Origin of the sequence: Pseudomonas laurylsulfativorans (genome assembly GCF_002906155.1) — a bacterium.
Taxonomy (GTDB): Bacteria; Pseudomonadota; Gammaproteobacteria; order Pseudomonadales; family Pseudomonadaceae; genus Aquipseudomonas; species Aquipseudomonas laurylsulfativorans.
The window spans coordinates 16,458-39,952 of sequence record NZ_MUJK01000005.1 but is presented as its reverse complement, the minus strand read 5'-3'; the positions used below and the strand labels follow the sequence as shown (position 1 = coordinate 39,952).

The 23,495-nt window shown below is 60.2% G+C and carries 25 protein-coding genes; 12 read left to right on the top strand and 13 right to left on the bottom strand.

Features of this window, described 5'->3' with window-relative positions; translation table 11 throughout:
• The first annotated feature begins 46 nt into the window (after positions 1–46).
• On the top strand, positions 47–916 hold the full coding sequence (locus tag B0D71_RS16920; protein WP_103395795.1) for an HDOD domain-containing protein: 870 nt from the start codon (positions 47–49) through the stop codon (positions 914–916).
• A gap of 31 nt (positions 917–947) precedes the next feature.
• A complete protein-coding gene (gene mutM / locus B0D71_RS16915; protein WP_103395794.1) occupies positions 948–1,760 on the top strand; it encodes a bifunctional DNA-formamidopyrimidine glycosylase/DNA-(apurinic or apyrimidinic site) lyase in 813 nt (270 codons plus the stop codon).
• A gap of 156 nt (positions 1,761–1,916) precedes the next feature.
• Here the strand turns inward: mutM and B0D71_RS16910 are convergent, their stop codons facing one another.
• The 5 genes from B0D71_RS16910 to B0D71_RS16885 form a co-directional block, all read right to left on the bottom strand.
• The gene (locus B0D71_RS16910; protein WP_003195146.1) at positions 1,917–2,168 is read right to left on the bottom strand and encodes a YfhL family 4Fe-4S dicluster ferredoxin; all 252 of its coding nucleotides are present in this window, start codon (positions 2,166–2,168) and stop codon (positions 1,917–1,919) included.
• Between the two features lie 206 nt (positions 2,169–2,374).
• Positions 2,375–2,854: a pantetheine-phosphate adenylyltransferase gene (gene coaD / locus B0D71_RS16900; protein WP_007939322.1), complete on the bottom strand. Its 480-nt coding sequence runs from the start codon at positions 2,852–2,854 to the stop codon at positions 2,375–2,377.
• A 115-nt stretch (positions 2,855–2,969) separates the two neighbouring features.
• On the bottom strand, positions 2,970–4,565 hold the full coding sequence (locus tag B0D71_RS16895; RefSeq protein WP_103395792.1) for a GMC family oxidoreductase: 1,596 nt from the start codon (positions 4,563–4,565) through the stop codon (positions 2,970–2,972).
• Positions 4,566–4,657: 92 nt separating this feature from the next.
• Positions 4,658–5,203: a twin-arginine translocation pathway signal protein gene (locus B0D71_RS16890; RefSeq protein WP_103395791.1), complete on the bottom strand. Its 546-nt coding sequence runs from the start codon at positions 5,201–5,203 to the stop codon at positions 4,658–4,660.
• A 28-nt stretch (positions 5,204–5,231) separates the two neighbouring features.
• Positions 5,232–6,662 (bottom strand): coniferyl aldehyde dehydrogenase, encoded by a 1,431-nt coding sequence (locus B0D71_RS16885; RefSeq protein WP_103395790.1) that lies wholly within the window; start codon positions 6,660–6,662, stop codon positions 5,232–5,234.
• Between the two features lie 145 nt (positions 6,663–6,807).
• Between B0D71_RS16885 and B0D71_RS16880 the strand changes: the two genes are divergently transcribed.
• Both B0D71_RS16880 and B0D71_RS16875 read left to right on the top strand, forming a co-directional pair.
• A complete protein-coding gene (locus B0D71_RS16880; RefSeq protein ID WP_103395789.1) occupies positions 6,808–7,479 on the top strand; it encodes a TetR/AcrR family transcriptional regulator in 672 nt (223 codons plus the stop codon).
• Between the two features lie 32 nt (positions 7,480–7,511).
• Positions 7,512–8,366, top strand: coding sequence for a sulfurtransferase (locus B0D71_RS16875; RefSeq protein ID WP_103395788.1), 855 nt, complete (start codon positions 7,512–7,514; stop codon positions 8,364–8,366).
• Positions 8,367–8,435: 69 nt separating this feature from the next.
• Here the strand turns inward: B0D71_RS16875 and B0D71_RS16870 are convergent, their stop codons facing one another.
• From B0D71_RS16870 to B0D71_RS16845, 6 genes are all read right to left on the bottom strand, one after another.
• Positions 8,436–9,275, bottom strand: a complete 840-nt coding sequence (locus B0D71_RS16870; RefSeq protein WP_103395787.1) for an AraC family transcriptional regulator — start codon at positions 9,273–9,275, stop codon at positions 8,436–8,438.
• A 3-nt stretch (positions 9,276–9,278) separates the two neighbouring features.
• On the bottom strand, positions 9,279–10,265 hold the full coding sequence (locus tag B0D71_RS16865; protein ID WP_103395786.1) for a hydrolase: 987 nt from the start codon (positions 10,263–10,265) through the stop codon (positions 9,279–9,281).
• A 210-nt stretch (positions 10,266–10,475) separates the two neighbouring features.
• The gene (locus tag B0D71_RS16860) at positions 10,476–11,729 is read right to left on the bottom strand and encodes a M16 family metallopeptidase (protein ID WP_103395785.1); all 1,254 of its coding nucleotides are present in this window, start codon (positions 11,727–11,729) and stop codon (positions 10,476–10,478) included.
• A 141-nt stretch (positions 11,730–11,870) separates the two neighbouring features.
• Positions 11,871–12,485 carry a 16S rRNA (guanine(966)-N(2))-methyltransferase RsmD gene (rsmD, locus tag B0D71_RS16855; RefSeq protein WP_103395784.1) on the bottom strand — a complete coding sequence of 205 codons (615 nt, stop codon included), beginning with the start codon at positions 12,483–12,485 and terminating at the stop codon, positions 11,871–11,873.
• A complete protein-coding gene (locus B0D71_RS16850; protein ID WP_103395783.1) occupies positions 12,485–13,975 on the bottom strand; it encodes a M16 family metallopeptidase in 1,491 nt (496 codons plus the stop codon). Before B0D71_RS16850 ends, rsmD begins: the two co-directional genes overlap by 1 nt.
• Positions 13,968–15,323: a M16 family metallopeptidase gene (locus B0D71_RS16845; protein ID WP_103395782.1), complete on the bottom strand. Its 1,356-nt coding sequence runs from the start codon at positions 15,321–15,323 to the stop codon at positions 13,968–13,970. Before B0D71_RS16845 ends, B0D71_RS16850 begins: the two co-directional genes overlap by 8 nt.
• A gap of 343 nt (positions 15,324–15,666) precedes the next feature.
• On the opposite strand from B0D71_RS16845, the gene ftsY reads away from it, so the two are divergent.
• From ftsY to rpoH, 4 genes are all read left to right on the top strand, one after another.
• The gene (ftsY, locus tag B0D71_RS16835; RefSeq protein ID WP_103395781.1) at positions 15,667–17,145 is read left to right on the top strand and encodes a signal recognition particle-docking protein FtsY; all 1,479 of its coding nucleotides are present in this window, start codon (positions 15,667–15,669) and stop codon (positions 17,143–17,145) included.
• Entirely contained in the window at positions 17,142–17,813 is a 672-nt protein-coding gene (gene ftsE, locus B0D71_RS16830) for a cell division ATP-binding protein FtsE (protein WP_007975383.1), read from the top strand. The genes ftsY and ftsE overlap by 4 nt, the downstream gene beginning before the upstream one ends.
• Positions 17,810–18,832 carry a permease-like cell division protein FtsX gene (gene ftsX, locus B0D71_RS16825; RefSeq protein ID WP_103395780.1) on the top strand — a complete coding sequence of 341 codons (1,023 nt, stop codon included), beginning with the start codon at positions 17,810–17,812 and terminating at the stop codon, positions 18,830–18,832. Before ftsE ends, ftsX begins: the two co-directional genes overlap by 4 nt.
• Positions 18,833–18,953: 121 nt before the next feature.
• Positions 18,954–19,808, top strand: a complete 855-nt coding sequence (rpoH, locus tag B0D71_RS16820; protein ID WP_007975386.1) for an RNA polymerase sigma factor RpoH — start codon at positions 18,954–18,956, stop codon at positions 19,806–19,808.
• Positions 19,809–20,004: 196 nt separating this feature from the next.
• Here the strand turns inward: rpoH and mtgA are convergent, their stop codons facing one another.
• Positions 20,005–20,727 (bottom strand): monofunctional biosynthetic peptidoglycan transglycosylase, encoded by a 723-nt coding sequence (gene mtgA, locus B0D71_RS16815; RefSeq protein ID WP_103395779.1) that lies wholly within the window; start codon positions 20,725–20,727, stop codon positions 20,005–20,007.
• A 74-nt stretch (positions 20,728–20,801) separates the two neighbouring features.
• Here mtgA and B0D71_RS16810 point away from each other — a divergent pair, with 74 nt between their 5' ends.
• The 4 genes from B0D71_RS16810 (at position 20,802) to trmB (ending at position 23,054) form a co-directional block, all read left to right on the top strand.
• Positions 20,802–21,173, top strand: a complete 372-nt coding sequence (locus tag B0D71_RS16810) for a DUF423 domain-containing protein (RefSeq protein WP_103395778.1) — start codon at positions 20,802–20,804, stop codon at positions 21,171–21,173.
• 90 nt (positions 21,174–21,263) lie between these two features.
• Positions 21,264–21,464, top strand: coding sequence for a sulfur carrier protein ThiS (gene thiS, locus B0D71_RS16805; protein WP_165798727.1), 201 nt, complete (start codon positions 21,264–21,266; stop codon positions 21,462–21,464).
• 60 nt (positions 21,465–21,524) lie between these two features.
• Positions 21,525–22,319: a thiazole synthase gene (locus B0D71_RS16800; RefSeq protein ID WP_007975390.1), complete on the top strand. Its 795-nt coding sequence runs from the start codon at positions 21,525–21,527 to the stop codon at positions 22,317–22,319.
• A gap of 9 nt (positions 22,320–22,328) precedes the next feature.
• On the top strand, positions 22,329–23,054 hold the full coding sequence (gene trmB, locus B0D71_RS16795; RefSeq protein ID WP_103395777.1) for a tRNA (guanosine(46)-N7)-methyltransferase TrmB: 726 nt from the start codon (positions 22,329–22,331) through the stop codon (positions 23,052–23,054).
• 114 nt (positions 23,055–23,168) lie between these two features.
• Here trmB and B0D71_RS16790 read toward each other — a convergent pair whose 3' ends face one another.
• Positions 23,169–23,492: a DUF3392 domain-containing protein gene (locus tag B0D71_RS16790; protein WP_007987827.1), complete on the bottom strand. Its 324-nt coding sequence runs from the start codon at positions 23,490–23,492 to the stop codon at positions 23,169–23,171.
• Between the last annotated feature and the right edge of the window lie 3 nt (positions 23,493–23,495).

Genomic DNA, 23,495 nt, shown 5'->3' with positions numbered 1-23,495 from the left:
AACTTCATAAAGGTTAGAATCACCGCCTGACCCAGAGTGTGCACAAATGTCCCAAGAGCTGACTTCCGAACAGATCCAACAAGCCCTGCAGGGCATCAGCGTACCGGCCCAACCGCAAATCATGGTGGATTTGCAGATGGAGCAGTACATGCCCGATCCGGATCTGGACGTCATAGCCAAGCTGATCTCCCAGGACCCGGGGCTTTCCGGTTCGCTGCTGAAGATCGTCAATTCGCCGTATTACGGGCTGAGCAACAAGATTGCCTCCATCCAGCGCGCGGTAAAACTGCTGGGTAGCCGCTCGGTCATCAACCTGATCAACGCACAGTCGATCAAGGGCGAGATGAACGACGACACCATTGTCACCCTGAACCGTTTCTGGGACACCGCTCAGGACGTGGCCATGACCTGCCTGACCCTGGCCAAGCGCATCGGCATTGAAAATGGCGACGAAGCGTATGCCCTGGGTCTGTTCCACGACTGCGGCGTACCCTTGATGCTCCAGCGTTTCCCCGACTACATGGGCGTTGTGGAGCAGGCCTACGCCAACGCCAGTGCCGAATGCCGGGTGGTGGATACGGAGAATCGGGTGTTCAATACCAATCATTCGGTGGTTGGGTACTTCACGGCCAAGTCGTGGCGCCTGCCGGAGCACGTGAGCGCGGCGATCGCCAATCACCACAATGCGTTGGCGATCTTCAGCGATGAATCTTCGCGCAACAGTTCGTTGAAGAACCTGCTGGCGATCCTGAAGATGGCCGAGCACATTTGCGCGTCGTACCGGGTGCTGGGCAACCAGACCGAAGACCACGAGTGGAACAGCATCGCGCCGCTGGTGCTCGATTATGTCGGCCTCTCGGACTACGACTTCGAGACCCTCAAGCAGACGATTCGCGACCTCGGTACTCATCGCTGAGTACCGGGCTTTCTTCTTTCAAGAGCGCACCATGCCTGAATTGCCAGAAGTCGAAACCACCCGTCGCGGCATCGCGCCGTACCTGGAAGGCCAACGCGTCAGCCGGGTGATCGTGCGTGATCGGCGCTTGCGCTGGCCGATTCCCGAAGACCTCGATGTGCGCTTGTCCGGGCAGCGTATCGTGCTGGTGGAGCGGCGGGCCAAGTACCTGCTGATCAACGCCGAAGTCGGCACCTTGATCAGCCACTTGGGCATGTCAGGCAATTTGCGGTTGGTGGAAGCCGGGCTGCCGGCGGCCAAGCATGAGCATGTGGACATTGAGCTGGAGTCGGGCCTGGCGCTGCGTTACACCGACCCGCGGCGCTTTGGTGCAATGCTCTGGAGTCTCGATCCGCTCAATCACGAGTTGCTCATCCGCCTGGGGCCGGAGCCGCTGACCGATCTATTCGACGGCGAGCGCCTGTTCCAGCAGTCCCGTGGCCGCTCGATGGCGGTCAAGCCGTTCATCATGGATAACGCGGTGGTGGTGGGCGTCGGCAATATCTACGCGACTGAAGCGTTGTTCGCCGCCGGGATCGACCCGCGCCGCGAAGCCGGGAGCATTTCCCGGGCGCGTTATTTGAAGCTGGCCATAGAGATCAAGCGCATCCTGGCGGCCGCCATCGAACGCGGCGGTACCACGCTGCGGGACTTTATCGGTGGTGACGGTCAGCCTGGCTACTTCCAGCAGGAACTGTTCGTGTACGGCCGTGGCGGTGAACACTGCAAGGCCTGTGGCACGGGGCTACGGGAAGTGAAACTCGGGCAGCGCGCCAGCGTTTTTTGCCCGCGCTGTCAGAGCTGATACGGGCGACAATCCGTTAGAGATTCGGCGTGGCTGATGGCCTCATCGTCGGAACGCCGCCCGGAGCAAGCTCGCTCCCACAGGGTTTGTGAACGACACAGATCCAGTGTGGAAGCGAGCTTGCTCGCGATGAGGCCCGAAAGAGCACTAAAACATTCAGGCCTTGCCGGTAATTTTCCGGTACTTCTCCATCAACTGCTCTTCAGTTTCCGGATGGGCTTCGTCCAGTGGAATGCAATCCACTGGGCAGACCTGCTGGCACTGCGGTTCGTCGTAGTGGCCTACACACTGGGTGCACAGGTTCGGGTCGATCACGTAGATCTCTTCGCCTTGGGAAATGGCGGCGTTCGGGCACTCGGGTTCGCAGACGTCGCAGTTGATGCAATCGTCGGTGATGATCAGGGACATGCTAACTCCAGCCGGGGCGGCAGGCCCGGGCGCAATAAACCAATGCGCGTAATTGTGCCGCATTGGCGCCTGCGTTGCACGCAGGTGCGACGTTCTGTAGGAGCCAGCCTGCTGGCGATGAAGCCGAGAACGCCGCGGGGTGTCAGGTTTCCCGCGTTATCGTTGACGTCCATCGCGAGCAGGCTCGCTCCTACAGTTTGCGGGGATTATTTCTTGAAGCGTTCGGTCAGTGCGTCCGCCACCACAGGGTGCACGAACTTGGTGATGTCGCCGCCCAGGGCTGCAATTTCACGGACCAGCGTCGAGGAAATGAACGAGTAGCGCTCGGACGGGGTCAGGAACAGGCTTTCCACGTCCGGCGCCAGTTGGCGATTCATGTTGGCCAGCTGGAATTCGTATTCGAAGTCCGACACCGCGCGCAAACCACGCAGGAACACGTTGGCATTCTGCTCTTTGGCGAAGTGCGCCAGCAACGTCGAGAAGCCGACGACTTCAACGTTCGGCAGATGTTTAGTGACCTCGCGCGCCAGTTCCACACGTTGTTCCAGAGGAAACAACGGGTTTTTCTTGGGGCTCGCGGCGACGGCGATGATCACGTGATCGAACAGGCGCGAGGCGCGTTCGACCAGATCGCCATGGCCCTTGGTAATAGGGTCGAAGGTACCTGGGTACAACACTCGGTTCATCGCGTCGTCCTGGCGGGAATCCGTTGGGGAGTCGGATGGTATCGCAGCCTTCCCGGTCGGCCAAGTCGCCTGTTGGGTAAGAAAGCACTATAGACGATGGGAATAATCGTCATTTTCATGGATTTTTTAAACGTTCGGCCAGGGATGTCGCCAGTTGTGCCGTTAGCCCGTAGACCGACAGCTGCGGGTTGGCGCCAATGCTGGTGGGGAACAGCGAGCCGTCGTGGATCGACAGATTACCCAGTTGATGATGCCGGCCGAGGCTGTCGGTCACCGCGTTCGCCGGGTCTTCACCCATGGCGCAACCGCCCATCACATGGGCACTGCCCAGGCGTGTGCGATACAACTCCAGGCTCAGGCCGTCGATCAGCGAGCGGGCTTCGGCGAGGGTTTTCACGTAGCGGGCATCGGCGTGCATCGGCATCACAGCCTTGGCACCACCGGCAAACTGGATCTCGGCCATGGTATGGAACGCCCGGCGCAATCCATCCCAGGCGTACGGTGATAGCTGGTAATCCAGCACTGGCGTGTCATCGCTGCGCAATTCGACGCTGCCACCGGGGCTGTCCGGGTGAAAACCATCGCGCAGCAACGCCAGCATGGCGTGGGTATGTGGCAAGTTGGCCATGTGCTGGGAGTTTTCCTGGCCGAAACCACCCAGCAATGTCGTGGCCAGCGCCGGGTGCAGGGGCGGGACTTCCAGTTTGAAGGACATCTTGCCCGTGGTGCCGTCCTGCCATTGGAAATGGTCGGAATAGATCGATTGCGGTGCACCGTAGAACGGGTTGACCACTTCGTCGAACAACGCGGCGGACATGTTCACCGGGTGCAGGAACGTGCGTTTTCCCAGGCGCTTGTGCGGGTCGGGTGCCTCGGAGCGCATCAGCAAGGCCGGGCTGTTGATACCGCCACCAGCCAGCACGAAATGTTTCGCCTTGACCGTGATGGAGCGCCCGGTCGGTGCGACGCAGCGTTCATCCATCGCCGAACATTGCAGGCCGGTGACCTTGTCGCCGCTGATGGTGAGCTTTTCGGCGCGGGCCAGGTAAACCAGTTCGCCGCCTTTCTCCAGTGTCGCTGGAATGGTGGTGACCATCATCGATTGCTTGGCGTTGGTCGGGCAGCCCATACCGCAGTAGCCGAGGTTCCAGCAGCCGCGCACGTTGCGCGGGATGACGTGCCATGAGTAATTCAGTGCTTCGCAGCCCTTGCGGATCACGTCATTGTTGGCGTTGGGCGGCACCATCCACGGTGCGACGCCCAGGCGTTGCTCCATTTTCTCGAACCACGGCGCCATTTCCGTCGGGCTGTGGCCCTTGACGTTGTGCTCTTTGGCCCAGTGTTCGAGGGTCGGCTCCGGAGTGCGGAAGCTGGAGGTCCAGTTGATCAGCGTGGTGCCGCCGACCGCCCGGCCTTGCAGGATGGTGATCGCGCCATCCTTGCTCATGCGGCCGATGCCTTCCTGATAAAGGCTGGCATAGGCCTGGTCTTCGAGCATCTTGAAGTCGCTGCTGGTCTTGAGCGGGCCTTCCTCGATCAGCAGCACCTTGTAGCCGGCCGCGCTGAGGATTTCGGCGGTGGTGCCGCCGCCGGCGCCGCTGCCGATGATCGCCACGTCCGCTTCGAGTGTCAGGTCTTGGGTCAGTTGCGAGCCGTTGTAGGTTTTCCAGCCTCGGGCCATGCCTTCGCGGAACGGATCGGGTACGGGCATCTTTCAGGTTCTCTTTATTATTTTGGATGCAGTGGTGAGGCAACTGACGCCATCGCGGGCAAGCCACGCTCCCACAGGTTTTGTGCAGAGTTTTAAACAGTGGGCGGCCCGGGATACCCACAATGCGCCCATGATTCCTTGCGGCCGTACCAGGCCATCATCACCAGTTGCAGCAATGAACTGTGGCCCATGCGCAACAGGCTCAACGAGCTGTTTTCCCATCGATCGAGAAAGCGCCGAATATCGTCGGCGCTGGCGTTTTCCCAACTGCCCCAGATTCCGGTCAACGGTCCGCGAGTCACGGCCATACCCAGCACATCGAACAGTTGCCGGGTCAGCTTGAGCATTTCCGGTGACAGGTGGGCGAGGTTGTAGTCCAGGCTTTTCAGTGTGCCTTCGACCGCCTCGGGCATCCGTTCAGAGGGCGCCGCACCCTCGAGCATGACCGGAATCAAGGCCCGTAGAAACGGCAGATCGCCGCTGCGCAGCGTGACGAAACCACTGGCCGGCGCACTCGGTGAACAGCCGCTGAGGCTGGCGCCCAATCCGGCGGTGGCGAGAAAGGCGCTGGCGCCGAGGCTGAATTTAAGCAGCCCGCGCCGTGACAGCGCGGGTGAATCGGACAGGCTGGGGTTCATTATTGTTATTACCCGACGGTGATGATCGTTAGCGGATGAACAGCTTCTGGATCAGCTTCTGTATGGATTTGCCGTACGGCGGGTAGATCAGTTTCGCCGCGTTGAACCGCTGTTTGATCAGCACGCCCTTGGCCTTGCTGAAGGTCAGGAAGCCTTCATGGCCATGGTAATGGCCCATGCCCGAGGCACCGATGCCGCCGAACGGCATGTCGTCCTGGGCGACGTGCAGGAGGGTGTCGTTCAGGCACACGCCACCGGAATGGGTTTCGTGCAGCACGCGTTGTTGTTCGCGCTTGTCGTAGCCGAAGTAATACAGGGCCAGTGGGCGAGGGCGCTGGTTGATGTAGGCAAACGCCTGATCCAGATCCTTGTACGGCACGATCGGCAGCAGTGGCCCGAAGATCTCGTCCTGCATCACTGTCATGTCGTCAGTGACATTGAGCAGCAGGCTATGGCTCATGCGGCGGCCCTGACCCTGGTCGAACAGCGGCATCAGCAACGCACCCTTGCTGGTGGCATCGCTGACGTAGCCGTTGAGGCGCGCCAGTTGGCGCTCGTTGATGATCGCGGTGTAGTCCGGGTTGTCGGCGAGTGTCGGATAAAAACTGCGGACGGCGGTGCGATAGGCTTCGACGAAACCACCGACGCGATCCTCCGGCACCAGCACATAATCCGGGGCCACGCAGGTCTGGCCGGCGTTCAGGGTCTTGCCGAAGGCAATGCGTTCGGCGGCGTCCTTGAGCGGTACATCCTGGGACACGATGGCGGGGGATTTGCCGCCCAGTTCCAGGGTCACTGGAGTCAAATTCTCCGCGGCGGCGCGCATCACGTGTTTGCCGATGCTGGTGGCGCCGGTGAACAGCAGGTGATCGAACGGCAGCCGCGAGAAGGCCACGCCGATATCGGCCTCGCCCAGCACCACGCAAACCAGGTCTTCGGGGAAGATACGCGCCAACAGTTGCTTCATCAGCAGACCGGTCGCGGGAGTCGACTCACTGAGCTTGAGCATCACCCGATTGCCCGCCGACAGCGCACCGACCAGCGGACCGATGGCCAGGTAGAGAGGGTAGTTCCACGGCACGATGACCCCGACCACGCCCAGCGGTTGGTAAACGACTTTGGCAGAGGCGGGCTGGAAAGCGGCGCCAACCTTGCGACGCGAGGCTCGCATCCAGCCCTTGAGGTGTTTGCTGGCGTAATGGATACCGTGCAGGCTGGGCATCAGTTCGGCGAGCAGGGTTTCATCGGCGCTGCGATGACTGAAGTCCTGGCTGATCGCATCGATCAGGGCCTGGCGTTCATTGTTCAATAAATCCTTTAGCGCCTTGAGCCATTGCTGACGCTGCGCGGCGGGTGGCATCGGGTTGGCGGCATACGCGGCACGCTGGGCATCGAACAAGGCCTGAAGCTCTTCCAGCGGCTGCTGTAGGTTCTGCAGGTAGGAAATTTCAGCAGTCATGGTCGGCTCCGGATTTATTGTAATGAAGCACTTTTTAGAGTCTATGCTCTAGAAAGTCAAATGACATCCTGGAACAGCTTTGTTTTATCCGCTCGCGGATAGATCTAAGATGCCCATCAACGCACTCTGAATTAAAGCTCAAGCCATGGCCCCACGGATCAAAACCAGCGAGCGCATCGTGCAGAACAGCCTGGAGCTGTTCAATCAACAGGGCGAGCGCAGCATCAGCACCAACCACATTGCTGCCCATATGGAAATTTCCCCGGGCAACCTGTACTACCACTTCCCTAACAAGCAGGCGATCATCGCCGTGTTGTTCAGCGAGTATGAAAGCCTGGTGGACAGCTTCCTGCGCCCGCCCCAGGGCCGTGCCGCCACGGTCGAAGACAAACGCTTCTACCTCAAGGAACTGCTGTCGGCGATGTGGCGCTATCGGTTTTTGCATCGCGATCTCGAACATTTGCTCGACAGCGATCCCGAGCTGGCCGACCGCTATCGACGCTTTTCCCAGCGTTGCCTGATCCAGGGTGGGGCGATCTACGAAGGTTTCGTCGCCGCCGGCATTTTGAAGATGGACAAGGTGCAGATCGAATCCCTGACCCTCAATGCCTGGATCATTCTCACGTCCTGGGTGCGCTTCCTGTGCACCACGCGAGAGAACTCCAGTCACTTGAGCGAACAGGCCATTAAACGCGGGGTTTATCAGGTTCTGGTGCTGGAAGCGGGGTTCGTCACGGATCAGTCCCGCGATGCGGTCAACGCCTTGTTCGAAGAGTTTTACGTGCCCCTGGCCCAGGCACTGGAAGAAGTACAGTAGGATCAAGTCCGACTTAATCACAGGAGCCCGTTATGCCCATTGCGCAACTGATCAGCCCGCAAGCACTGGACCTGAAAAAGGACCAGCCGGGGCTGGTGATTCTGGATTGTCGTTTTGCCCTCGAAGACCCGGATTACGGTCAGCGCAGCTATGCCGAAGGGCACATTGCCGGTTCGAGCTATGCCGACCTTGAGCGTGACCTGAGTGGCGCCGTGGTCAAGGGCGTGACCGGGCGCCATCCGTTGCCCGAACCGGCACAGTTGGTCGAGCGCCTGCAAGCCTGGGGCATCGACGCCGATAGCGAAGTGGTTTTGTACGATGACGGTCCGGGTGCGTACGCGGCGAGGGCCTGGTGGATGCTGGCCTGGCTAGGCAAGCGTGACGGTGTATTCATTCTCGATGGCGGTCTCAAGGCCTGGCACGCGGCCGGTTTGCCTTTGAGTCTGGATGCGCCGGCGATCTCCCGTGGTTCCTTCACCGGCAAACCTGACACGGCGTTGCTGATCAGTGCCGAGCAATTGCAAAAGCGCCTCTCCCGGCCGGAACTGACCCTGCTCGATGCCCGCGCAATGCCGCGTTTCAAGGGCGAAGTGGAGCCGATCGACCCAGTGGCCGGGCACATTCCCGGTGCCCAGTGTGCGGCGTTTACTGACAACCTGGGTGGTGACGGTCGCTTCCTGCCGGCCGATCAGCTCAAGCAGCGTTTTGCCGCGAAACTGGGCGATCGTTCGCCGAATGATCTGGTGGCGTACTGCGGTTCCGGTGTGACGGCGTGCCACAACCTGTTTGCGTTGTGCCTGGCCGGTTATCCGTTGGGTTCGTTGTATGCCGGGTCCTGGAGTGAGTGGATCAACGAGCCTGCGCGGGGCGTCGCCACGGGCGAATAAACATCCCAAAACCCTGTGGGAGCGAGCTTGCTCGCTCCCACAGGGATGGATGGTGTTTGTGAGATCTGGTTAAGCCTCTAGTCCCCGTTTTGCGCTGCGATACGCCCCCGGTCCAACCCCATACACCTGCTTGAACTGCCGGCTCAGATGGCTCTGGTCGGCAAACCCCAGTTGCATCGCGACTTCCAGCGGCAGACAACCACTTTGCAGCAACGCCCGCGCCCGGGCGATGCGCTGTTGCATCAGCCAGGTGTGCGGCGGCATGCCGGTGGCCCGGCGGAACACCCGGGCGAAATGGAATGGCGAGAGATTGACCGCCGCCGCCAGCGCCTCCAGTGAGGGCGGTGCCGCCAGTTGTGCGTGCAGCAATTCCTTGGCCAGGCTCACGGCCCGGTGTTCCTTGCCGGGTCTATCGGCATCGGGCACCGCCGCATGACGCTGCAGCAGCGACAGCACCAGTTCGCGCCAGACCGTTTGTTGCTGCAATGCGGTGGCGGGACTTTCCAGCAAGCGATGGAGTTGGCAGAAGCCGTTTACCAGATCCTGATCGCGATATAGCGTGGCACCGAAGGCCGGCAGGTGATGGGTCGGCAGTTCGAGTTCGGCCAGCAGCGAGGTGATCTGCCCGCTGTCGGGATAAAACGCCCGGTACAGCCAGCCATCCTCGGTGCCTTTGTGGCCGGTGTGCAGTTCATCGGGGTTGATCAGCACCAGCGTGCCGCTGCCCGCCAGGTGTTCGGCACCGCGATAGCGATAGCGCTGGGCGCCGGCCATGATCATGCCGATCACATAGCCGTCGTGCACATGCGGGGCGAAGCGGTGATCGATGTAGCGGGCGGACAACAATTCGACCCCGGCCAGTGGCGGGGTTTGCCAGAAGTGGATCGACTCGCCTTGATCTGCGTCCATGACTCAAACACGCCCTACGGCGGCCAGCCACTCGGGGATGCGTCGCTCCAGGTAGTAACCCGGTTGCCTGAGCGTGCCGTCAACGAAGCCGACATGCCCGCCCTTGGCTTGCAGTTCGAATTGCGTGCAAGCGGACAACTCATCGACGTGCGGCAGGCTGTGGGGGAAGACGAAGGGGTCGTCGGCGGCCTGAATCATCAAGGTCGGCGTACGAATTTCGCCAAGGAAATAGCGGCTGGAGGCGCGGCGATAGTAATCCTCGGCATCGGCGAAGCCGTGCAGTGGTGCGGTGACGCGACCGTCGAAATCCCAAAACGTACGCATGTTTTCCAGTGATCCGAGCGCCGCCAGGGCTGCCAGGCCATCCTCGCGTCCGTCGTGCTGGAACTGTCGCTGTTTGTTCTTGATGTAGGCGACCATCTCACGCATGAAGTGTGCCTGGTAAACCCTGGAGAAACCCTGGCCGATGCGGTCGGCACACTGGTCCAGACGAAACGGCACCGACACCGCCACGGCCCCCGTCACGCCGCTGTCGCTGCCGGTTTCGCCCAAATGCTTGAGCAGCACATTGCCGCCCAGCGAGTAGCCGACGGCATACAGCGGTGCGAGAGGGCGCTTGGCCCGCAAGTGCCTGATGGTTTCGGCCAGGTCTTCGCTGGCGCCGGAATGGTAGCTGCGCGGCAACAGGTTGGGTTCGCCCGAACAGCCGCGCCAGTTCAGCGCAACACTGGCCCAGCCCCGGTCACCCAGGGTTTTTTGCATGCCCGCGACATACGGCGAATTCGACGACCCGGTAAGCCCGTGCAGTACCAACACTAAAGGCGCTTCGGCACTGTGCGGGCCATGCCAGTCCAGATCGAGGAAATCGCCATCTTCAAGCCACAGGCGTTCGCGTTCACGGCCAATGTGCACGGTTTTACGCCACAGCGGTCCCCACAAGGTTTGCAAGTGCGGGTTGCCAATGCCGAAGGCGGGGGTGAAGGTTTTCATGGGGAATTGGGGCGCGGCTTGTAGTGAGACATTCTGTTCAATTGCAGACCGCTGCTTGCGAAATGCAGAGGAACTCATGGGGCGTGTCGTGCTCGCCGCAAGTTGCTAACTTGCCATAAACCACGAGGGTTCGCGACCGGCAAGAGAAGCCCCTGTGCAATGGTCGCACAGGGGCCGGTTTCAGGGGCTGATGATTGCACCGGGATTTCGTTATGCCGGGGTCTTTTTCTCAATGGGAAACACATGTGCCACGGTTGCGCGCTCGCGAGTGAAGTAGGCGTTGGCGGCGTTCTGAATATCCTGCGCCGTGACACTGCGTAATTGCGCGACCTCAAGATCGATCAACTGCCATGGCTGAGCCGATCCCACAAGATAGCCGATACTACTCGACTGACTTTGAGGGTTGTCGTAGAGCGCCTGTCGGGTAGTACTTTCTTGAATGATGGCGGGCTCGATGTCCTCGGGTGTGAACGGCACGCGCTTGAGGTCATCCAGTAATGCCCACAGATCGGCTTCGGCTTTCTGCGGATCACCCTCGAAGTGGAACGCGAGGATGAATTGATTGTTGGCTCGGCTGAGGCGAAAGGCGGTCGCAACAATTGTAGAGCGGTTGTCATTCTCGAATGACTTCAGGCGTGTAGAAGACTCAAACAGGGAATCCAGGATTTCCAGTGCCCTGACGGATTGCGGGTCGGGGGCGTTTTCCATCCCCGGTGTGTTGAATATGACGAGCATCAGCGGGTATTCGGTTTCCAGACATTGCGTTATCTGGCGGTAACCGGGTCCAGATGGTCCTTTTATCAAGGATCTGAAGGGAGCTGCGCGCTGGTCCTCCGATCCAAAGTGTCGCTCGACCAGTCGTCTTGCCTCCTCAATCTCGACATCGCCGACAATCACCAGGCAGGCATTTGCGGGGCAATACCGGTTCTGGCGCCAGTTTCTGAGGTGTTCAAAGGTCAGTCGTTCAAGATTGGCGGCAATCGCGTCGTGGGGCCTGTAGTAACTGTGGCCGGTGTTTACCAGTGCGTCGATTTCCGGGCTGAAACTAATTGCAGATATGAACAAGGAATTTTCCTTGTTGCGCAGAATTTCCTCGTCCAGATGGGTGCGCAGCAAATCATCCGATAGTTCGTCCGTCATGAAGGTCGACTGGATTTTGAGAGCACTTTCCAGGTGTTCGGCGGCGATCAGTAAGCTGTCTCTCAGCCCTTTTGAGCCGCCGAGGTTTTGATGAATGGCTCCAGTCTCTTTGATGAAGTCGTCATAGTCAGGCGTCAGTGCATTTTGTAATACATCTGTGACCCCGAAGTCTTCGGGGCGCTCGTCATCAGTTCCTACGGCAAAAACCAGTGTGATTCCGACCTGAGGGGTTCTGTGATCCTCGCGGACAATGACCCTCAGGCCATTGTCGAGGGTGAACTCATGGGTGTGGTTGGGCGTTCGTTCAGTCACTAGCTTGTTCATCCGTTAATCATCCATTGCATCCATGCGAGACATTTCGCACGGTTACGATGAGCCAGGAGGAGAGAAACAAGCCACTTCAGATGTATTGCGTTTTAAGAAACTGTCGGAGTGCAAGGCAGGCCACCGGCCTGCCTGTACGCTTTACTCAGCAAGTTTTTCAGTGAGGCGCTGCCACAGCGAGTAATACACACGCCCGGATTTCTGCTCCCGGTGCAGGCGCCAGTTCTCGGGCAGGCCCAGGGTCGAAGGCGCGGATTCGCTTTCGGTATACACCCAGGCATCTTCGGCCAGCCATTGGCGTTCTTCGAGCAACTTGCAAACGGCAGGCAGCAGGTTCTGGTTGAACGGCGGATCAAGGAACACCAGGTCATAGGCCGTTGCGGTCTGGGTTTCCAGGTAGCGCAGGGCGTCGGCGGTCTGGACCTGGCCGTTGGTGCAACGCAGTGTACCCAGGTGCTCTTTCAGGCTGGACACCGCGATATTACTGGCATCCAGCGCCTGGCCCATGGCTGCGCCACGGGACAGGGCTTCGAGGAATAGCGCGCCGCTGCCAGTGAAGGGGTCGAGCACCTTGGCGCCCGGCACGTAAGGCGCGAGCCAGTTGAACAGGGTTTCCCGCACGCGGTCCGGCGTCGGGCGCAGGCCTGGAGCGTCGGGAAAGCTCAGCTTCCGGCTGCGCCATTCGCCGCCGATGATGCGCAGCTGGTTCACGCCGTTATGGACGTTGCGGGCAGGTTTTTTCGAATGAGTAGCCATTAATGCTCCGGAACCCCGAGCGGTTGCTCGGAAGGTTTATCAGTAGGGGCCGGTAACGGCTTTTGCGGCACGGTCGGGCCAGCGCTGACGATGACCATTTTATCCGTGCTCAGGTGCTTGTTCATGGCAGCTTTGACCTGCTCGACGGTCAAGTTCTGGGACTGTTGCATGAAGTCTTCCAGGTGACTCAACGGCAGGTTATAGAAACCGATGGCGCCCAGTTGGCCGACGATATCGGCGTTGCTCGCGGTGGACAGCGGGAAGCTGCCGGCCAATTCGCGCTTGGCGTCGTCGAGTTCTTTTTCGGTCGGACCGGTTTTAAGGTAGTCGGCCAGTACATCCTGCACCAGTTTCAGGGTGCCTTCGCTCATCTCGGCGCGAGTTTGCAGGTTGATCATGAATGGGCCGCGCACTTGCATCGGGGTGAAACCCGAATACACGCCGTAAGTCAGGCCACGTTTCTCGCGGACTTCGCTCATCAACCGGGTGCCGAAGCCGCCGCCACCGAGAATCTGGTTACCCATGGACAATGCCGCGTAGTCCGGGTCGTCGCGGTCGATACCCAGTTGCGCGAGCATCAGGTTGGTTTGCTTGGATGGGAAATCGATATGGCCGACGCTGGCCTTGGGTTCGACGGGTTGCACGATCTTCGGCAAGGCCGGGCCTTTGGGCAGGGCGTTGGAAACCTGCGCGGCAATGGCTTCTGCTTCTGCGCGGGACAGGTCACCGACCAGTGCGATCACCACGTTACCGGCTGCATAGGCTTTCTCGTGGAACGTGCGCAGTTGTGCCGCGGTGATCGTCGGTACGCTTTTCGCCGTGCCGTCGCTGGAATGCGCGTACGGGTGATCGCCGTACAGTCGGTTCATCAGTTCCAGGCTCGCCAGTTTGCCGGGGTTCTGTTTCTGGTATTCAAAACCGGCGAGCATCTGGTTCTTGATGCGCTCCAGCGAGTCGGCAGGGAAAGTCGGCTTGCCAATGACTTCGGCGAACAGCTCCAGGGCCGGCTCGCGCTTGTCCTTGGCACTGAGGCTGCGCAGTGAAGCGATTGCCATGTCCTTGTAAGCACCGTTGCCGAAATCGGCGCCCAGGCCTTCGAAGCCCCGGGCAATGGCACCGACGTCCTTGCCGGTCACGCCCTCGTTGAGCATGGCGTTGGTCAACAGCGCCAGGCCCGGTGCAGTGCCGTCCTGGCTGCTGCCGGCGGCGAAGATCAGGCGCATGTCGAACATCGGCAGTTCATGGGCTTCGACAAACAGCACCTTGGTGCCTTCGGCGGTGTTCCAGGTTTGCACGTCCAGCTTGCGGTGGTCCGGTGCCTTGCCGTTGAGTTCGGTCAACGACTGCAGTTTCTGGCTGGCCTTGGCCTTGTCCAGGGCTTCACTGGCATTGGTTTCGCCAGAACGCGACAAATAGAACGCGGCGCCACCGATAACGGTAACGGCGACCAGGCTGATCAAGGCCAGGCGGGATTTTTTACGCTCACTCATGAGTCGTCTCCAGAGGCAGTACATGGGCGACGCTGAGACGTTCGCGGGTGAAATACAGCTTGGCGGCTTTCTGAATGTCTTCGGGGGTAACGCTTTCCAGGTCGGCCAGTTCGGTGTCCATCAGTTTCCATGACAGGCCGACGGTTTCCAGCTGGCCGATGGCGGTGGCCTGGCTGGTGATCGAGTCGCGCTCGAAGACCAGGCCGGCGATGACTTGTGCACGTACGCGTTCCAGCTCCTCGGCGGTAGGCGCCGTGGTTTTCAGCTGGTCGAGCAGCTTCCACAAACCGGCTTGCGCCTGGGCGATGGTCTTGTGTTTCTGCGAGTTTGGCGATGCCGACAGGGTGAAGAGGCTGTCGCCACGGGTGTAGGCGTCGTAACTCGACGAGCCGCCTGACACCAATTCTTCTCCACGCTCCAGTTGCGTCGGGATGCGTCCGCTGTAGCCGCCGTCGAGCAGCGCCGAGATCAAGCGCAGGGCATTGACCAGGCGCTTGTCGTCGGCGGTGGCAATGCTCGGCACGTTGAAGGCCAGCATCAGACTGGGCAGTTGGGTCTGCACATGCAGGGTGATCTGACGCTCGCCCGGCTCGGCCAGTTCCAGCGGTTTTTTCGCGGCCGGCACATCACGCCTGGCGATCGGGCCGAAATAGCGTTGGGCCAGGGTTTTGACTTCGTCCGGGGTGACATCGCCAACCACCACCAGCGTGGCGTTGTTGGGCACGTACCAGGTTTCGTACCAATGGCGCAGCTCTTCGACTTTCATTCGCTCAAGGTCGGCCATCCAGCCGATGGTCGGCGTGTGGTAGCCGCTGGCCGGATAGGCCATGGCCTTGAAACGCTCGTAGGCCTTGGACATCGGCTTGTCGTCGGTACGCAGGCGACGTTCTTCCTTGATGACCTCGATTTCCTTGGCGAACTCATCAGGTGGCAGGCGCAAGCTGGCCATGCGGTCGGCTTCCAGCTCGAAGGCCACGCCCAGGCGATCCCGGGCCAGTACCTGGTAATAGGCGGTGAAATCATCGCTGGTGAATGCGTTCTCTTCGGCGCCGAGGTCGCGCAGGATCAGCGAGGCTTCGCCTGGACCAACCTTCTCGCTACCCTTGAACATCATGTGTTCCAAAGCGTGGGACAGACCGGTATTGCCCGGCGTCTCATAGCTGGAGCCGACTTTGTACCAGACCTGGGACACCACCACTGGCGCACGGTGGTCTTCACGCACGACCACCTTCAGGCCATTGTCGAGGGTGAATTCGTGGGTGGGTTGCGGGTCGGCAGCAAGGGCCGAAAGGGGCAGGCAAACTGTGCTGAGCAGCAGGCCTGCGGCGCGGCGGGCAAGAGCATTCATTCGTTTTTAAACCTTTGGGGCTGCCCGCTTGGTCTTAGCCTAGGCGGGTGAGGAGGTGCTAGGATACTGATCCGTTTTACTGGCGGCCACGCCTATCAGGCCTTTGACCGGCCTGCGGGTTGCATGGGTTACCGGCAGAAACTTTGAGTTTGTCAGCTAAACTCTGCGTTTTCGCCGACGATGCCGTTCCAGTCCTTCGTATTAGTCGACCTTTGAGGCGCCGTTGGCTCCTCGACAAAATGTTGCGCGTGAACAAGCTGGGTCAATCGCAGTCTGTTCTGCATCGAATATTTATTTGCCGGGGCGCCATTGGCGCGTCGCTACCGTGAGATAGCCGTCCTCCATGTTTGGTTCCAACGACGACAAGAAGACCCCAGCTGCGGCTGGCGAGAAAAAAAGCCTGTTCGGATGGCTGCGCAAAAAGCCGCAGGAACCCGTCGTCGAACAGCCACAACCTGTTCCTGAGCCAGCGCCTGTCGCGGCTCCGGTAATAGAAGAAGCGCCCGCGCCGGTGGTCCTGCCGATTGCCGAGCCGGTGCTGCAAGCGCAGGTCGAGACTGTTGCCGAGCCTGTCAGCGAAATCATTGAGCAACCGCAGACCGCCGTTGCCGAGCCATGGCTGACCCTGCCCGTGGCGGAGGAACCGGTGGCATTGGTCGAGAATGACCTGGCCCCTCACGTGACCCCGCCGATTCCGGCCCCGGTTCATGCGCCTGTGGTCGAGCCGGTGGTGGCGCCAGTCGTTGTGGCTGAGCCTGCACCTGCACCGGTTGTAACCGAACCGGTGGCTCCACCCGTTGTAGCGACGGTAGCCCCGATTGTTGCGGCACCTGCTTCCGTTCCTGCTCCCGTCGAAACTCCGGTCGAGCCGGTGCGCACCGAAGAAACCAAAGCCGGTTTCTTCGCCCGCCTCAAGCAGGGCCTGTCCAAGACCAGCGCCAGTATCGGCGAAGGCATGGCCAGCCTGTTTTTGGGCAGGAAGGCCATCGATGACGAACTGCTCGAAGACCTCGAAACCCGTTTGCTGACCGCCGACGTGGGTGTCGAAGCCACTTCGGTGATCATTCAGCGCCTGACGCAGAAGGTCGCGCGCAAAGAGCTGGCCGACTCCGATGCCCTTTACAAATCCCTGCAGGCCGAACTGACCGCCATGCTCAAGCCTGTTGAGCAGCCGCTGAAAATCACCTCGCAGAACAAGCCGTTCGTGATTCTGGTAGTCGGCGTCAACGGTGCCGGCAAGACCACCACCATCGGCAAGCTGGCGAAGAAGCTGCAGTTGGAGGGCAAGAAAGTCATGCTCGCCGCCGGCGACACCTTCCGCGCGGCCGCGGTGGAGCAGTTGCAGGTCTGGGGCGAGCGCAACAAGATTCCGGTGATCGCGCAGCACACTGGCGCCGACTCGGCTTCGGTGATCTTCGACGCCGTGCAGGCCGCCAAGGCCCGTGGCATCGACGTGCTGATCGCCGACACCGCCGGCCGCCTGCACACCAAAGACAACCTGATGGAAGAGCTGAAAAAGGTTCGCCGCGTGATCGGCAAACTTGACGCCGACGCTCCTCACGAAGTGCTGTTGGTGCTTGACGCCGGCACCGGCCAGAACGCCATCAACCAGGCCAAGCAATTCAACCAGACCGTCGAACTGACTGGCCTGGCGCTGACCAAGCTCGATGGCACCGCGAAAGGGGGGGTGATTTTCGCCCTGGCCAAGCAATTCGGCCTGCCGATCCGCTATATCGGTGTCGGTGAAGGCATCGACGATTTGCGTACCTTTGAAGCAGAACCCTTTGTCCAGGCATTGTTTGCCGAGCGGGAGCGTTCATGATTCGTTTCGAACAGGTCGGTAAGCGCTACCCGAACGGTCACGTCGGCTTGCATGAGCTGAGCTTTCGAGTCCGTCGTGGCGAGTTTCTGTTTGTCACCGGCCATTCCGGCGCCGGTAAAAGCACCTTGTTGCGGCTGTTGCTGGCCATGGAGCGTCCGACCAGCGGCAAGTTGCTGCTCGCCGGGCAAGACCTGAGCACCATCAGCAACGCGCAGATTCCTTTCCTGCGTCGGCAGATCGGCGTGGTGTTCCAGAATCACCAGCTACTGTTCGATCGCACGGTGTTCAACAACGTTGCGTTGCCTTTGCAGATCCTGGGGCTGTCCAAGGCCGAGATCGCCAAGCGCGTGGACTCGGCACTGGAGCGCGTGGCGCTGTCGGATAAAACCGATCTGTACCCGGGCGACCTCTCAACCGGTCAGCAGCAGCGCGTCGGTATCGCTCGCGCCATCGTCCATCGCCCGGCCTTGCTGCTGGCGGACGAGCCGACCGGTAACCTCGACCCGCGGCTGGCCGCTGAGATCATGGGTGTGTTCGAAGACATCAATCGCCTGGGTACCAGCGTGCTGATCGCCAGTCACGACCTGGCCCTGATTGCCCGCATGCGCCATCGCATGCTGACGCTGCAGCGCGGTCGATTGATCGGTGACGGGGAGGCGGCCGTATGAGCGCAACACGTAGCCCCAAGGTTTCCGAACGTGTGGCCCCGAAGGCCGCCGATCCGCAGCCGCAAAAGAAAAAACACGACGATGACGACGGGCCGGACTTTGCCACGTTGTTCCGCGCCTGGATCGAAAGCCATCGCGCCAGCATGGTCGACAGCTTGCGCCGCCTGGGCAAGCAGCCTGTCGGCAGTTTTTTCACCTGCATGGTGATGGCGGTGGCCCTGAGTTTACCCATGGGCCTGTCACTTTTGCTAAGTAACGTCGAGCGTCTGGGTGGTTCCTGGCAGCGTGCGGCGCAGATTTCCCTGTATCTGGACCTTGAGGCCAAGCCGGCCGAAGGCGAATCGCTACGCGATCAGATCAAGGGTATGCCTGGTGTGGCCGATGCCGAATATGTTGGTCGCGAGCAGGCGCTGGAAGAGTTCCAGCAGCAGTCCGGTCTTGGCGAGGCGCTCAAGGAATTGCCGGAGAACCCGCTGCCGGGCGTGGTCCTGGTGACGCCGACCGAAGTCGACAAGCCGGCGCTTGAAGCATTAAGACAAAAACTATCCGAGCTGCCGAAGGTGCAGCAGGCGCAACTTGATTTAGTCTGGGTCGAGCGTCTGGCAGCCATTCTCAAGCTGGGTGACCGTTTTGTCTTCGGTCTGACCGTGCTTCTGGTTTCTGCATTACTTTTGGTGATAGGCAATACCATTCGTCTTCATATTGAAAACCGCCGCACAGAGATAGAAGTGATTAAACTGGTCGGCGGCACTGACAGCTATGTACGCAGGCCCTTTCTATATATGGGTGCGCTTTATGGCTTCGGTGCGGGGATTCTGTCTTGGGGCGTACTCGCGTTTGGCCTTGATTGGCTGAACGACGCGGTGGTAGGGCTGGCCGGTTTGTACGGCAGTGATTTTGCGCTGGCTGGAGTGCCAGTTGCCGACGGTCTGTCTCTCTTGCTTGGCGCGGTGCTGTTGGGGTATATCGGTGCATGGATTGCAGTCGCACGCCACCTGAGGGAGCTTGCGCCTAAGTAGTATCATTTTGCTCGTATTGACCTTTCAGCGTTTTTAGGGTTTTAGGGAACTTGTCTTTCGGTTTCCGGTCAATTTTCGCAGTGCTGAACTGCACGAGTTTGTAAGTCGGAGGTTTTTTCGTATGACCAATTCTTTGCAACCTGCATATGCTCTGGTCCCGGGTGCGAACCTGGAGGCCTATGTGCACACCGTCAACAGCATTCCATTGCTGTCGCCGGAGCAGGAGCGTGAACTGGCCGAGAGTCTCTATTATGAGCAGGATTTGGGGGCGGCTCGGCAGATGGTGCTCGCCCACCTGCGTTTTGTCGTACATATCGCCCGTAGCTATTCCGGCTACGGCCTGGCTCAGGCTGACCTGATCCAGGAAGGCAACGTCGGCCTGATGAAGGCCGTGAAGCGCTTCAACCCGGAAATGGGCGTGCGCCTGGTGTCCTTTGCCGTGCACTGGATCAAGGCGGAAATCCACGAGTTCATCCTGCGCAACTGGCGCATTGTGAAAGTCGCGACCACCAAGGCCCAGCGCAAGTTGTTCTTCAACCTGCGCAGCCAGAAGAAGCGTCTGGCCTGGTTGAACAACGAGGAAGTCCACCGTGTGGCGGAAAGCCTGGGTGTAGAGCCGCGTGAAGTGCGCGAGATGGAAAGCCGCCTGACCGGCCATGACATGGCCTTCGACCCGGCTGCCGAAGCGGACGACGACAGTGCTTTTCAGTCGCCGGCCAACTATCTGGAAGACCACCGGTACGACCCGGCCCGTCAACTGGAAGACGCCGACTGGAGCGACAACTCCAACCACAACCTGCACGAAGCGCTGGAAGTGCTGGACGACCGCAGTCGTGACATCCTCTACCAGCGCTGGCTGGCGGAAGAAAAAGCCACGCTGCACGACCTGGCGCAGAAGTACAACGTGTCGGCAGAGCGTATTCGCCAGCTCGAGAAGAGCGCGATGAACAAGCTCAAGTTGTCGATCGCTGCATAACTGGCCAGTAGGCAATAAAAAACGCCTCGATCATTGATCGGGGCGTTTTTGTTTATGGCGCCACACAAAACCAATGTGTGGGAGCTTGCTCGCGATGGCGTCAGTTCAGTCGATATCAATGTTGAATGACCCACCGCACTCGTGAGCACGCTCGCTCCCCATAGGGGGCTTCAGTGCTTCAGTAAATGGTGATCGGTTACTGGGCCCAAGGCGCCCGGCGCGAATCGTTCAGCCCGACCAGATAGCTGTCGCCACCGAGTTGGCTCATCTGTTGTCGGATCCACCCTGCCCGACGCGATACGTAGGAAGTCGGATGGCTGGCGCTCCAGACCCGCGGGTTGGGTAGTACGGCGGCCAACAAGCTCGATTGCTGGCGGCTGAGGTTCTTGGCGCTCACGCCAAAATGATGCCGGGCTGCCGCTTCGGCACCAAACACGCCGTCATCCCACTCGACGCTGTTGAGGTACACCTCAAGAATCCGCTGTTTGGGCCAGAACACTTCGATCAGCGTGGTAAACCAGGCCTCCAGGCCTTTGCGCAGCCAGCTACGGCCAGACCACAGGAACAGGTTTTTCGAGACTTGCTGGCTCAGGGTGCTGGCGCCACGGATCGAGCCGCCGCGTTCGTTATGGGCAAATGCCGCCTGAATCGCGCCGATATCGAAGCCCCAGTGCTCCGGGAATTTCTGGTCTTCCCCGGCAATCACCGCGACTTTGAGGTCATCGGAGATCTCGTCCCAGGGTTTCCAGGTCCGTTGCAGGTCAATGGGTTCGCCATCGAACCAGGATTCGATCTTGCGCTCGACCATCAACGCCGTCCCCGGTGGCGGCACCACGCGAAAGATCAGCACCAGCAATACGCTGCCACCCATGAACCAGAGCACGGCCTTGGAGAAATGACGGAAATAGATACGCAGCATAGAGATGGCTTGGCCGAACCCGTTGAGCGGGCCATTATACAGACCCTTTGGATCGAAACTGACTGGAGTTCTGCATGCTGCGTGGCTTTCTGATGCTGGCCGCTTTTTTCGGCTTCACTGGTGTCGGCCTTGGGGCATTTGCCGCCCATGGCCTGAAAAATCGCCTGAGCGCCGAGTACCTGGCGATCTTCCATACCGGCGTCACCTATCAATTGGTGCACGCCCTGGCGCTACTCGGTATCGCAGCACTGGCTACACAAATTCCCGGTCGACTCGCCACCTGGGCCGGCGCATCGTTTGCCATCGGCATCCTGCTGTTTTCAGGTAGCCTGTATGTATTGGCGCTGACGGGCATCAGCAAGCTCGGCATCATCACCCCGTTCGGTGGTCTGGCCTTCCTGGTGGGCTGGTTTTGCCTCGGACTTGCCGCCTGGCGCCTGAGCTGACTTAACGGTCCATTTCATGACGAATGGCTTGGGTCGGCCTGACTGATCGGGCTAGAATGCCTGCCCCTAAAAATGATGGCGGCATCCGGCATGCGCATTCAGTTGAACGGCGAATCCTTTGAACTGCCCGACGGTGAAACCGTTGCGGCCCTGATCACTCGTCTGGACCTGACCGGACGCCGGGTGGCAGTCGAACTCAACCTGGATATCGTCCCGCGCAGCCAGCATGCAGACACCACGCTGAACGACGGCGACACCGTCGAAGTGGTGCACGCCATCGGCGGCGGCTAACAGCCTCGGCCGAGTGGCTACAGAATTCTGCAAGTACCTCACCCCTACAGAGGATTTCCCATGAGCATCGTTCGCAGCGACAAGCCTTTCGTCCTGGCCGGTCGTACTTACCAGTCGCGTTTGCTGGTCGGTACCGGCAAGTACCGTGACATGGAAGAAACCCGCCTGGCCATCGAAGCCTCGGGTGCCGAGATCGTCACGTTCGCCGTGCGCCGTACCAACCTTGGGCAGATCGAGGGCGAGCCGAATCTGCTCGAAGTGCTGTCGCCGGATCGCTATACCTTCCTGCCGAACACCGCCGGTTGCTACGACGCCATCGAGGCCGTGCGCACCTGCCGCCTGGCCCGTGAGCTGCTCGACGGCCACAACCTGGTGAAGCTGGAAGTGCTGGCCGACCAGAAAACCCTGTTTCCCAACGTGATCGAAACCCTCAAGGCCGCTGAAACGCTGGTCAAGGAAGGTTTCGACGTGATGGTCTACACCAGCGATGACCCGATCATCGCCCGCCAGTTGGCGGAAATCGGCTGCATCGCGGTGATGCCGCTGGCCGGTCTGATCGGTTCGGGCCTGGGGATCTGCAACCCGTACAACCTGCAGATCATCCTTGAAGAAGCCAAGATTCCCGTGCTGGTGGATGCCGGTGTCGGTACTGCTTCCGACGCCACCATCGCCATGGAACTGGGTTGTGATGCGGTGCTGATGAACTCGGCCATCGCCCACGCCCAGCAGCCGGTCATGATGGCTGAAGCCATGAAGCATGCGATCGTCGCGGGCCGCCTGGCTTACCTCGCCGGCCGCATGCCCAAAAAACTCTATGCCAGCGCCTCTTCGCCGCTGGATGGTCTGATCAAGTAAGAGCCATTGATGACTGAATCGAACGACACGCCTATCCAGACGGAAGAAGGCGACGAGCGCCAACACCGCCGCATCAAGAGTTTCGTGATGCGCGCCGGGCGCATGACCGAAGGCCAGCAAAAGGGCCTGGAGCAGGGCACGCCGCTGTTCGTGCTGCCGCTGGCCGACGCACCGGTGGATTTCGACCAGGTGTTCGGTCGCTCGGCACCGCGCTCGCTGGAAATTGGTTTCGGCATGGGCCATTCGCTGCTGGAAATGGCCGCGGCTGCGCCGGATCAGGATTTCATCGGCGTCGAGGTTCACCGTCCGGGTGTCGGTGCGCTGCTCAATGGCGTGCTGACCCAGGGTTTGACCAACCTGCGGGTCTACGATTGCGATGCCATCGAAGTGCTCAACCGCTGCGTGGCCGACAACAGCCTCGATCGCCTGATGCTGTTTTTCCCGGATCCATGGCACAAGAGCCGTCACCACAAGCGCCGTATCGTTCAGGCATCCTTCGCTGAGCTGGTACGCAGCAAGTTGAAAGTCGGCGGCATTCTGCACATGGCCACCGACTGGGAGCCGTATGCCGAATACATGCTGGAAGTGATGAGCGTTGCGCCGGGTTATCGCAACCTTGCCGAAGACGGCAAGTGCGTACCGCGCCCGGCCGAGCGCCCGATCACCAAGTTCGAACGCCGCGGCGAGCGTCTTGGGCATGGCGTGTGGGATTTGAAGTTCGAGAAGCAGTCGTAGGAGCGAGCTTGCTCGCGAAAAACAAGAGAACAGCGCGGGGCTCCAGATGCCCCGCGTTTTCGTTAGCGATCATCGCGAGCAAGCTCGCTCCTATAGTAGCTTTACGGGTAAGGATCAGCGGCGATCCGCCACCACGCCAATCAACACCAACACCACCAACAACACCGGCGCCAAACTGTAGTTGTTGAACTGGCTCAAGCCGCGCACGACCCATGGCGTGGCATAGATCAGTGCCGCGCCGCTGCCGATCATGCACAGCAAAGACATCAGCGGTACGCGCAAGGCGCCGGCGATGCTGCCCAGGCGCTGCTCGACCCAGCCTTTGAAATCCGCACCAAACAGCACCAGCAGGCAACCCACCAGGGCCAGGGCAATTTCCGAGAGGTTGCTGCGGCTCCAGCGAGACACGGTGGCAAGCAGATCGAGTACCAAATCCATTCG